Source organism: Halobacterium sp. CBA1126, from assembly GCF_009741975.1.
GTDB lineage: Archaea > Halobacteriota > Halobacteria > Halobacteriales > Halobacteriaceae > Halobacterium.
The window spans coordinates 1-9,665 of the sequence record NZ_WPCF01000098.1; the positions used below are offsets into that span (position 1 = coordinate 1).

Here is a 9,665-nt window from a genome sequence, read left to right on the forward strand (position 1 = left end):
CGTCTCCCCGGAGGACGACGTCGTAGCCGGCGTCCGAGAGCGTCCTCCTCCCAGTAGTCGGCCTGCTCCTCGCCCCCAGCCGCTGTTGGCTCCCAGAGGCCGCGTTCGTCGGGCGCTCGCCCTCGGGGGATTGAGTTCGAGCAGCCCCGCGGGGTCGAGCGGGCGAGTCCCCGGGACTTCGGGGAACGGGCGAGTACGTCCACTCGTAGCCCTCGTTGCGGTGGGGACCCTCGTACGCGAAGAACGCCCCGAGGAACGGGATGCCTTGGCTCTCCGCGTACGCGGAGCCGGCGGTCACCAGGAGGCTGGAGAAGCTCCCCCAGATCATGTCGACCTGGTTGTTGCTCGTGATCTGGGTGAGGTTCTGCCGGACGACCTCGGGGTCGCTCTCGTCGTCCTGCACGATGAACTCGACGTCCTGGTCGAGCTGTTCGTCCATCATGGAGACGCCGAGCTCGTACCCGCGCTTGACGGCTTCGCCGAGCGAGGAGAACTGCCCGGACTCGGGCACCGTCGCGGCTATCGTGATGGTTTCGCTGCCGCCACCGCCCCCACCGAGGAGCGTGCAGCCGGAGAGGCCGGACATGCCGACCGCACCTGCGGCACCGAGTGTTTTGAGATACGTGCGCCTGCTCTGTGGGCTGTCACTGTCCACCATGCTATACCCACACCTACATCACTTACATCATAAAACATGCGGTAGATATCCGCATTCTGTCACTTATGCGTCGTTTTCGCGGCGGAACCGCTACTCGGTAGCGTGCGGCGACGCGAAATAAAGTGCGGACGCGGCCTCGCGGGTTACGACGACGGCTCGGCTTCCGCGTAGAAGTTCAGCGCGCGCAGCACCGGTTCGTCGGTGATGCCCAGCAGGATGGCCTCTTCGCCGTCCGGCTCGTGGTGGTGAATCTCGTCCGGCGGCACCACGAAGATGTCCTTCTCGCCCCACTCCAGGGCCTCGTCGCCGACGTGGGTGACGCCCTCGCCCTCGATGACGAAGTACACCTCCGTCGAGTTGTGGAAGTGGCGGTCGGTCGCCTCCTGGATGAGCTGGGCGCGGAACGACATCGTCGGCGTCACCGGCGCCTCGCCCGTCGCGGGGTTGACGTACGCCATGCTGTGCCCGTCGTACGGGTCGGGGTCGTCGTTGTCCGCGTGCTGGCGCAGCGACTCCAGCATCTCGTCCCAGCCGAAGCGGAACGGCGGCGTCGCCTCCCGGTCGCCCTCGAACGGCCCGGGGATGGAGCCGTCGTCGTCCTCGTTGGTCGGCCGGCCGCGGCCGTACTGGGAGTCCCAGTAGCCCTGGGACTTCGTCACCGGCTGGCGTTCGAGCTCGTGGTTCTCGAAGACGTGGGAGTTGTTCAGCGTGTCGAGGAACAGCGGCAGGTCGAGGATGTCCAGCCACGCCGCCGTCTCGTCGGAGTCGTTGACGTGGTCGTGCCACTCCCACTGCGGGGTCGTGATGAGGTCGTGGTCCCGCATCGGGAACTCCTCGCCCGCGACGACCGTCTTCATGTCCTCGTGGCCGTCGATGGTGAACCGAAGCGCGCTCGACGCGTGGCGGTGCGCGGGCGCGGTCTCGCCCGGCGAGACCGTCTGCACGCCCACGTAGATGGTGTTCGAGATGGCGTGGGGCGCGTTGATGGGGACGGCGACCCGCCGCTGGAAGCCCGGCGGCAGGTCCTCGATGGGGACGTCCTCCTCGATGCCGTCGATGGCGGCCTGGATGTCCTCCCACTTCCAGATGTTCGCCTCGATGTCGTCGAGGAGGTCGCCCATGTCGTTCTCGACTTCCCACAGCGGCACCAGGTCGTGTTCCTCGAGGAGCCCCCTCGTGTCTGCACTCATCTCTAGGAGGTCCTCAGTGTCTTGCGTTGCCATAGTGCTACATTAGCACAGAATTCTCATAAGTGTACTGGACCCGGCGCTCCGTGGCGACGAACGTGTTAGGCCGTCTCGGCGACCTGGTCCGCGAAGACGTCCTTCGAGCGGAACATCGAACGACAGTCCTCACAGACCATCGCCCCCTGGATGGCGTACTCCCAGAGCTTCCCGCCGCAGTCCAGACAGTCGAAGTGCGCTTCCACGAACGGGTCGGCCTCCGCATACGGGTTCGTGAACTCGGCCATGTCAGTACGTGGCGGGCCGAACAGCAAAAGCGTACCGTCCACGGAACCGACCGCGGGTTCAGTCCTCTGCGTACTCCTCGAACGCCTCGCGCAGGTCGTCGGGCAGCTCCATCGACCCGCCCCCGCCGTGGTGGGCGCAGACGCGCTGCTCGTAGCCCGAGAACGCCACCTCGCCGTCGCAGCGCGCCTCGTACTCGAAGCGCACGCTCCGCTCGCCCGGGTCCGGCGTGAGTTCGACGGTCACCTCGTCGCCGGCATCCACGGGGTTCTGGAACTCGAAATTCATCTCCACGAGCGGCAGCCCGAACCCGTGGTCCTGGGAGATCTCCCAGAACGGGAAGCCGAGCTCCTGCATGAACATGTCGGAGGTCTCGTGGAGCGCGTCCACGATGCGCGGGTAGTGCGCGATGCCGAACGGGTCCGTGTCCGAGAACCGCACCGTCCACGTGCGCTCGAAGCCCGCCATCACGCGTCACCCCCAAGCACGACCAGCGCGTCCAGCGCCACCGCGCCCTCGCTGGTCGCCAGCACGGGATTCACGTCCACCTCGGAGATGGCCTCGTGTTCGGCCACGAGGTCGCCGACCGCCGCCACCACGTCGGCGAGCGCGTCGACGTCCGCCGGGTCGCGGCCGCGGTACCCCTCCAGCAGTTCGATGGCGGTCAGCTCCTCGATGGCTTCGCGGGCCTCCGCCGCGTCGATGGGCGCGATGCGGTGGCTGGTGTCCTCGTAGACTTCCGTGAAGATGCCGCCGAGCCCCGTCAGCACGACCGGGCCGAACGACGGGTCCCGGAGCCCGCCGACGATGACCTCCGTGCCGGCGTCGACGTCCCGCGCTTCCTCCACGAGCACGTCGGCGTCGATGCGCGCGCGTCGGCCGCGTCGAAGATTTCGGCGGCCGCCTCGCGCACCGCGGCCGCCGAGTCGAGGCCGATCGCGACGCCAGCGCCGTCCGCCCACTCGCTCTTGTGCGTCACCGACGGCGAGGACACCTTCACGACCACGGGGAAGCCGATATCCTCGGCGGCGTCGACGGCCCCGTCCGAATCTGCGGCGACCGCGAACGCTGGCGTCTCGATGCCCGCGTCCGCGAGCAGCGACTTCGCCTCCGCCTCCGTCAGCGTGCTGCGGCCGTCCGCCTGCGCGGCCGCGATGGGGTCCTCAGACATCGGCGCTCACCTCCTCCTCGGCGGCCGCGTCGTCCAGCGTCGCGTACCGCGCGAGCGCCGCAGCGGCGTCCGCGCCGCGTTCCGGCGACGTGAACACGGGGACGTCGGCCTCGCGGAGCGCGGCGAGGTCGTCGGCCATCGACTCCGTCGGCCCCTCGGTGGCGAACAGGACGGGCTTGTCGACGCGCTCGGCGAGCCCGTCTAGCGTCTCCTCCGGGAAGCCCAGCGCCTCCTCGAACAGCTCGTAGACGAGCACCACGTCGACGTGTTCGTCCTCGGCCACGGCTTCGACGACCTCGCCGAACTCGGGCATCGGCCGCCCCGTGTCCACGGGGTTCTCCGCGTACGTGATGCCGGGGAGAATCTCGCCGACGCGGTCTTGCGTCCCCTCGGCGAGGTCGGGGAGCGTCGCGCCCGCCCGCTGGAGGCGGTCCGCGATGATGATGCCCGGGCCGGCCTGCGCGGTGACGACGCCGACGTTCGCGCCGTCCGGCTCGGGAGAGTTCGCGAGCGCCTGCCCGGCGTCGAACAGTTCGGTCGTGGACTCGACCGTGGGGACGCCGTACTGCGCGAACCCCGCGGTGTAGAGCGCGTGGTCCCCGGTGAGCGCGCCCGTGTGGAGCTCCGCGAAGTCCCCGACGTCGGCCTGCCCGACCTTGTACGCGAGGACGGGCGTGTCGGACTCGCGGCACGCCTCGAGGAGCGCGCGGCCGTCGTCTGTCCCCTCGACGTGGAGCACGATGCGTCCGTGTTCGGGTCCGAGTCGAAGTACGGAATCGCCTCCTCGAAGCCGACGTTCGCGCGGTTCCCGAGACCGACCATCGTCGCGATGCCGCGTCCCTCGCGGTGCGCGCTGAACGCCAGCTGGTGGGCGACCCCGCCGCTCTGCGCGAGAATCGTCACGCCGCCCGGGCGCAGGCGCTCGACGCCGCCGGCGAACGACGCGAGGAGGTTGTCCGCGGGCGCGACGAACCCGCTCGTGTTCGGGCCGAGCAGCGCCACGTCGTGCTCGTCGGCGGCCGCGACGACCGCCTCCTGTAGCTCCTCGCCCTCGTCGCCGGCCTCCGCGAACCCGCCGGCGTAGATGACCGCGCCGCCGACGCCGGCCTCGCCGCACTCCTCGACGACGTCCGGGACGACGCTGGCGGGAACCGCCAGCAGCGCGAGGTCGACGGTCGCGTCGATGTCCGTGACCGACGCCACGAACGGCTCGCCGAAGACCTCGCCCTCGCCGGACGGGTTCACCGGGTACACCTCGCCGTCGAACTCGACGGCGTTCGCCATCGCCTCGTAGCCGAGCTTCCCCTCAGTGTCGGTCGCCCCGACGACCGCGATGCGCTCGGGACGGAACAGGCGCTGTAAGTTCACGTCGCACAGTACACCGAATGCCACTAAAACGGTTTTCCCTCCGTCAATCGCTCCCGCCCGCGCTCACTCCGGGAGGACGGGGCCGTCCTCGACGACGCGGGTGGTCCCGGCGTACTCCTTCGCGAGTTCGGCGTACCGGTCGCCCGCGCCGGCCCAGAACTCCCCCTCCAGTTCCTGCTCGACCTCGGCCGGGGTCCCCACGGCGAGCACGCCGCCGGGAATCTCGGCATCTTCGGTGACCGTGCTGTTCGCGGCGACCACGCTTTCCGGCCCGATTTCCGCGTCGTCGAGGACGACCGCGCCGATGCCGACGACGCTGCGCTCGCCGACGGTCGCGTCGTGGACGACGGCGTTGTGGCCGACGGTCGCGCCGGCCTCAAGCACTGCGTGCTCGTGGAGGGTCGCGTTGTCCTGGACGTTCGCGCGCTCGCCGAGCACGATGCGGCCGTGGTCGCCGCGTAGCACCGCGCCCGGCCAGACGCTCGCCTCCGGTCCGATTTCGACGTCGCCGATGACGGTCGCGCGCTCGTCGACGTACGCCGACTCCGCGACCGTCGGCGTCACGCCGTCGTAAGCTCGAAGCATCGTCTCACCGAACGACGCCGCCGGGTACATGCTTTTGGGACGCTCGACCGGATGGGCTACATTTATGCGGGTGGGTAGGTAACGGCTACCAAGATGACCGTACTCGAAGGCGAGCACCTCACGAAGAACTTCGGCGGCATCGTCGCCGTCGACGACGTCTCCTTCTCCATCGAGAAGGGGGAGACCGTGGGCCTCATCGGACCGAACGGCGCCGGCAAGTCGACGCTGTTCCGGCTCATCTCCGGCGTCCAGGAGCCGACCGAGGGCACCGTCTACCTCGACGGCGACGACATCACGGGGCTCAGCCCGCACGAGATCTGTCACCGCGGGCTCGTCCGCACCCACCAGATCGTCCACCCGTTCGAGAACCTCACGCTCCTCGAGAACGCCGGCGTCGGCGCGGAGTTCGGCGGCCGGAACACCGGCGACCCCGAGGAACGGGCCCACGAGGCCCTGGAGTTCGTCGGGCTCGACCACATGGCCCAGACCACGCCGGACGAGCTCAGCGTCGGCGCGCTCAAGCGCCTCGAAATCGCTCGAGCGCTAGCGACCGACCCCGAGGTCCTCCTGTTCGACGAGGTCGCGGGCGGCCTCGACACCGAGGAGACGGAGGAGATCGTCGACCTCATCGGGGACATCGCGGACCGCGGGAAGACCGTCTTCCTCATCGACCACGTGATGCGTGCGCTGATGTCCGTCAGCGAGCGCGTGTTCGTCCTCGACAACGCGAGCCTCATCGCGACGGGCACGCCCGACGAGATTCAGAACAACCAGCGCGTCATCGAAGCGTACCTCGGCGAGGAGGCCGGCGACGCGGGCGGCGACGCCGCCGGCGCCGGCGCCGACTGACTACTCCGGCTTCCCGGCGAAGTTCACGAACGACTCGATCTTCTCGCTGGCGGCCTCCGTGACGCTCTCCCCGTGGTAGACGAGGCCGACGTCGAAGTCGTACGCGAGCAGCTTCTCCAGTGACGCGTCGGCCTCGTCCAGGTCCGCGGAGAAGTACCCCGTGGGGAGCACGTAGTACCCCTCCGGGAGTCCCCGGGCGTCCGCGCCGAACAGCGCGTCGCCGATGACGGCGACGCCGGCGTCCTCGTCCACGAGCGAGTGGTGTTCGGGCGTGTGCCCGGGCGTGTGGACGGCCGTGAACCGGCCGACGTCGTCGCCGTCACCGTAGCGGTGGTCCGGGTCGTGGCCGTCGACGTCGAGCCCCTCGGGGAGCCACGTCTCGAGGTCGTAGTGCTCCGCGAGCGCGGGGACGCCGCCGGCGTGGTCGCCGTCGCCGTGCGTGACGACGAGGCGTTCGGGTTCGACGCCGAGTTCGTCGAGGCCCGCGACGACCTCCTCGACGGTTCCTTCGAGGCCGGCGTCCACGAGCGTCGGGACGTCGCCGTCGAAGACGAACACCCGGTAGCGGCCGCCGTTGAACTCCCCGACCGTCACGTCGTACACGTCGGTGGCTGGCTCCGAAATCATCGCTTCGACGGTCGCACGCGGACGCCAAACATCTTCCGCCCCCACGCTTCCGCAAGACAGATTAGGGAGGTTTCCATCCGTCCGAGCACACGGTGTTCCAACGTGACGACTGACTCGACGTTCGCTGACGTCCTCCGCGGGGAGTTCGACCCCGCGTGGCTCTCGCTGCCGGTCGGCGCCGCGGCGGCGGCCGGCGTCTTCCTGTACGCGCCCGTCACCGCCGAGATGGCGACGATGCTCGCCATCACCGTCTTCGCCATCAGCCTCTGGGTCGGCTCGCCCGTCGCCCCGTGGCTCACCGGCCTGGTCGTCGTCGGACTGGTCGGCGTCGGGTTCTCGACGGACCTCGCGCTCACCGGCTTCCAGTCGGCGGCGACGTGGCTGGTCGTCCTCGGCATCCTGCTCGGCGAAGCCACCCGGCAGAGCGGGCTCGCCGGGGCCGTCGAACGCGCCGCGCTGCGCGCGCTCCCCGGGGACGGCACCTCGGACGCGACGACCACCTACCGAAACCTCCTGCTGGTGCTGTGTGCCGCCGCGCTCGGGTTCGTCGTGCTCGTGCCGTCGTCGCTCGTGCGCGTCCTCATCCTCGGTCCCATCCTCATCTCCGTCGGTAAGCGGTTCACGGAGCGCCGCGCCCGCGTCGGCCTCTTCCTCGGGCCGCTGTTCGTCACCTACTACGCGGGCACCGGCATCCTCACGGGGTCGCTCGCGAACATCATCATCACCGGCCTCGTGGAGGCGAACGCCGGCGTCTCCATCGGCTGGGTGGAGTGGGCGGTCTGGCTCGGTCCCGTGATGGCCGTCGGGCGCGGCGCCGTCATCACCGCCATCGCGTACTTCCTCTACCGGCCGCAGGACGCCGCCGCCATCGACACGGACGCGGGCGACGCCGCCGAGGAGACGCCCGCGTCGGCCCGGCGCATGATGGCGTTCCTGCTCGTCGGCGTCGCCATCTGGGCGACGGACTCCGTCCACGGCCTCCACCCGCTGTACGGCGCGCTCGTCGTCGCCGTCCTCGCGTTCACGCCGCGGGTCGGCGTCGTCGGCGCGGGCGCAGTCGAGGAGGCGAACTTCTCCATCGTGTTCTTCCTCGGCGCCATCTTCGCCATCGCCGCCGGCCTCCAGCAGACCGGGTTCTCGGACGTCGCCGCCGAGACCCTCCTCGCGTCGTTCCCGCAGGACGCGTCGCTGGCGGTCGCCCTCGGTTTCCTCGCCGTCGCATCGCTCGCGCTCACGTTCCTCATGGAGGGGCTGGCGGTCGCGAGCGTGCTGACGCCCGTCCTCGTCGCCTTCGCCGAGGGCGCCGGCCTCCCGCTCGTCCCCGTGGCGATGACCGAGGCGGTCGCGCTCAACGCGTACTTCTTCCCGTACCAGTCGGCGGTGCTGGTCGCCATCCTCGGCCTCGACGTCGTGGACACGATGGAACTCGTCAAGATGGCCACGCTGTGCTCGCTGGCGACGCTGCTCGTGTTGTTGCCGATTCAGATCGGCATCTTCGCGCTCGCGTTCTGAAACGGGGTTACGCTACTCGAAGTGCTCGTCGATGGCCTGCTGGCGCTGGACGGTGCCGGTGTCCGTGCGCGGCAGCGGCTCCTCGCGGATGACGTACTCCCGCGGGCGCTTGTAGTTCGCCAGCGAGTCGTGCTTGCGGCAGAACGCGTCTAGCTCTTCGGCGTCGACGTCGCCCTCGGCGACGACGATGGCGGTGACCTTGTTCCCCCACTCCTCGTCGTCGCGGCCGAACACGAGCGTCTCCGCGACTGCGGGGTGGCCGTCGATGGCGCGCTCGACCTCCGCGGGGTAGATGTTCTCGCCGCCGCTGATGAACATGTTGTCCACGCGGTCGGTGATGTAGAGGAAGCCGTCCTCGTCGACCTCCGCGACGTCGCGGGTGCGCAGCCACCCCTCGAAGAACGTCTTCTCCTCGGCCTCCGGGTTGTCGATGTAGCCGTCCGGGACGCCCGGGCCGCGGGCGATGATTTCGCCCTGCTCGCCGGGGTCGACCTCCGCCTCGGGGTCGGGGTGTTCGGTGACGGGCGCCGTCTCCACGACGCGGAGCTCCCACGAGAACGACTCCTTCCCGATGGTGCCGGGGTGGTCGTCCTGCACGGACGGGTGGGCGAACGTGAAGTTCGGGCCGCCCTCGGTCATCCCGTACGTGTTGTAGAGCTGTTCGGAGAGGTGTTCGGTCGTTCGCTCGATGAGTTCCTCGGTGACGATCGACCCGCCCGTGCGGATGTACGACAGCGAACTCGTGTCGTAGGCGCCGCCCTCGCTCGCCTGCACGTCGTTGAGCAGGGAGAGCTGCGTCGGCACGGCCAGCAGTCCGGTCGCGCCCTCCTCGTCTACGAACTCGAGGACTTCCTCGGGGTCGAAGCTCTCGTGTAACAGCGTGGTCGCGCCCGCCAGCCAGTGCGGGTACAGCCACGCGTCCGAGGTGACCATGTGGTACCACGGCGTCGTCACGACGGCGAGGTCGGTCTGGTCGATGCCGTGCTCCATGACGCCCTGGTAGGCGCCGGTCCACATCTGCTCGCCGTCGAACGCGACGGCCTTCGGCGCCGACGTGGTGCCGCTCGTGTAGAAGACGTTCGTCTTGCCGTCCCGCGGGAGGTGCTCGGGGAGCGTGGACGCGGCGGCGTCGCGGGCCTCCTCGTAGGACACCACGTCCGGGTGGTCGACGTCCGCGGACCCGGCGTGGAACCCGACGGAGAGGTCCGCGCCGTCGATGACGTCGACGGCGGTGTCGGCGTTGGCGTCGTCGAAGAGGAGCGCGTCGGCGCCCGCCGTCTCGACCATGTCGACGAGTTCGCCCGCCGACCCGCGGAACGACAGCTGGACCGTCGGCGAGCCGCGCTTGTGGCCGGCTATCATCGCGTCGGCGGCGGCCGGGCTGTTCAGCGCGAGCACCGCGACGGGCGCGTCCCCGACGGCGTCG

General features: G+C 69.8%; 11 protein-coding genes and 1 pseudogene. 2 read left to right on the forward strand and 10 right to left on the reverse strand.

All coding sequences use genetic code 11. The features are described from left to right. The 8 genes and pseudogenes from GJ634_RS12145 to GJ634_RS12175 form a co-directional block, all read right to left on the reverse strand. The coding region (locus GJ634_RS12145) for an ABC transporter substrate-binding protein (RefSeq protein ID WP_157503011.1) at positions 1 to 658 on the reverse strand (658 nt) is incomplete at its 3' end. Positions 659 to 801: 143 nt separating this feature from the next. Further along, positions 802 to 1,881, reverse strand: a complete 1,080-nt coding sequence (locus GJ634_RS12150) for a cupin domain-containing protein (protein WP_157503012.1) — start codon at positions 1,879 to 1,881, stop codon at positions 802 to 804. Between the two features lie 65 nt (positions 1,882 to 1,946). Then, the gene (locus GJ634_RS12155; protein ID WP_157503014.1) at positions 1,947 to 2,129 is read right to left on the reverse strand and encodes a hypothetical protein; all 183 of its coding nucleotides are present in this window, start codon (positions 2,127 to 2,129) and stop codon (positions 1,947 to 1,949) included. Between the two features lie 58 nt (positions 2,130 to 2,187). After that, complete coding sequence (locus GJ634_RS12160; RefSeq protein ID WP_157503016.1) at positions 2,188 to 2,595, reverse strand: thioesterase family protein; 408 nt, start codon at positions 2,593 to 2,595, stop codon at positions 2,188 to 2,190. Continuing rightward, the gene (locus GJ634_RS16485) at positions 2,595 to 2,975 is read right to left on the reverse strand and encodes an acetate--CoA ligase family protein (RefSeq protein WP_331714152.1); all 381 of its coding nucleotides are present in this window, start codon (positions 2,973 to 2,975) and stop codon (positions 2,595 to 2,597) included. Before GJ634_RS16485 ends, GJ634_RS12160 begins: the two co-directional genes overlap by 1 nt. Beyond that, positions 2,891 to 3,298, reverse strand: coding sequence for an acetate--CoA ligase family protein (locus GJ634_RS16490; RefSeq protein WP_269449536.1), 408 nt, complete (start codon positions 3,296 to 3,298; stop codon positions 2,891 to 2,893). Before GJ634_RS16490 ends, GJ634_RS16485 begins: the two co-directional genes overlap by 85 nt. Next, a pseudogene (locus GJ634_RS16995) lies at positions 3,291 to 4,666 on the reverse strand (CoA-binding protein). The gene GJ634_RS16490 and the pseudogene GJ634_RS16995 overlap by 8 nt, the downstream one beginning before the upstream one ends. Before the next feature lie 63 nt (positions 4,667 to 4,729). Next, positions 4,730 to 5,251 carry a gamma carbonic anhydrase family protein gene (locus tag GJ634_RS12175; RefSeq protein ID WP_157503018.1) on the reverse strand — a complete coding sequence of 174 codons (522 nt, stop codon included), beginning with the start codon at positions 5,249 to 5,251 and terminating at the stop codon, positions 4,730 to 4,732. A 93-nt stretch (positions 5,252 to 5,344) separates the two neighbouring features. Here GJ634_RS12175 and GJ634_RS12180 point away from each other — a divergent pair, with 93 nt between their 5' ends. Then, entirely contained in the window at positions 5,345 to 6,100 is a 756-nt protein-coding gene (locus GJ634_RS12180; protein WP_157503020.1) for an ABC transporter ATP-binding protein, read from the forward strand. On the opposite strand, the gene GJ634_RS12185 is transcribed toward GJ634_RS12180, so the two are convergent. Next, positions 6,101 to 6,727, reverse strand: coding sequence for an MBL fold metallo-hydrolase (locus tag GJ634_RS12185; protein WP_157503022.1), 627 nt, complete (start codon positions 6,725 to 6,727; stop codon positions 6,101 to 6,103). Between the two features lie 102 nt (positions 6,728 to 6,829). Here GJ634_RS12185 and GJ634_RS12190 point away from each other — a divergent pair, with 102 nt between their 5' ends. Next, entirely contained in the window at positions 6,830 to 8,239 is a 1,410-nt protein-coding gene (locus tag GJ634_RS12190; protein ID WP_331714154.1) for an SLC13 family permease, read from the forward strand. 12 nt (positions 8,240 to 8,251) lie between these two features. On the opposite strand, the gene GJ634_RS12195 is transcribed toward GJ634_RS12190, so the two are convergent. Further along, on the reverse strand, positions 8,252 to 9,665 hold a 1,414-nt coding region (locus GJ634_RS12195), incomplete at its 5' end, for a class I adenylate-forming enzyme family protein (RefSeq protein WP_157503024.1).

Bases quoted from the DNA above. Each gene is read 5' to 3' on its own strand.
- GJ634_RS12175 (WP_157503018.1), bottom strand. From the start codon at position 5,251: ATGCTTCGAGCTTACGACGGCGTGACGCCGACGGTCGCGGAGTCGGCG.
- GJ634_RS12160 (WP_157503016.1), bottom strand. From the start codon at position 2,595: ATGGCGGGCTTCGAGCGCACGTGGACGGTGCGGTTCTCGGACACGGAC.
- GJ634_RS12150 (WP_157503012.1), bottom strand. From the start codon at position 1,881: ATGGCAACGCAAGACACTGAGGACCTCCTAGAGATGAGTGCAGACACG.
- GJ634_RS12155 (WP_157503014.1), bottom strand. From the start codon at position 2,129: ATGGCCGAGTTCACGAACCCGTATGCGGAGGCCGACCCGTTCGTGGAA.
- GJ634_RS12180 (WP_157503020.1), top strand. From the start codon at position 5,345: ATGACCGTACTCGAAGGCGAGCACCTCACGAAGAACTTCGGCGGCATC.
- GJ634_RS16490 (WP_269449536.1), bottom strand. From the start codon at position 3,298: ATGTCTGAGGACCCCATCGCGGCCGCGCAGGCGGACGGCCGCAGCACG.
- GJ634_RS12185 (WP_157503022.1), bottom strand. From the start codon at position 6,727: ATGATTTCGGAGCCAGCCACCGACGTGTACGACGTGACGGTCGGGGAG.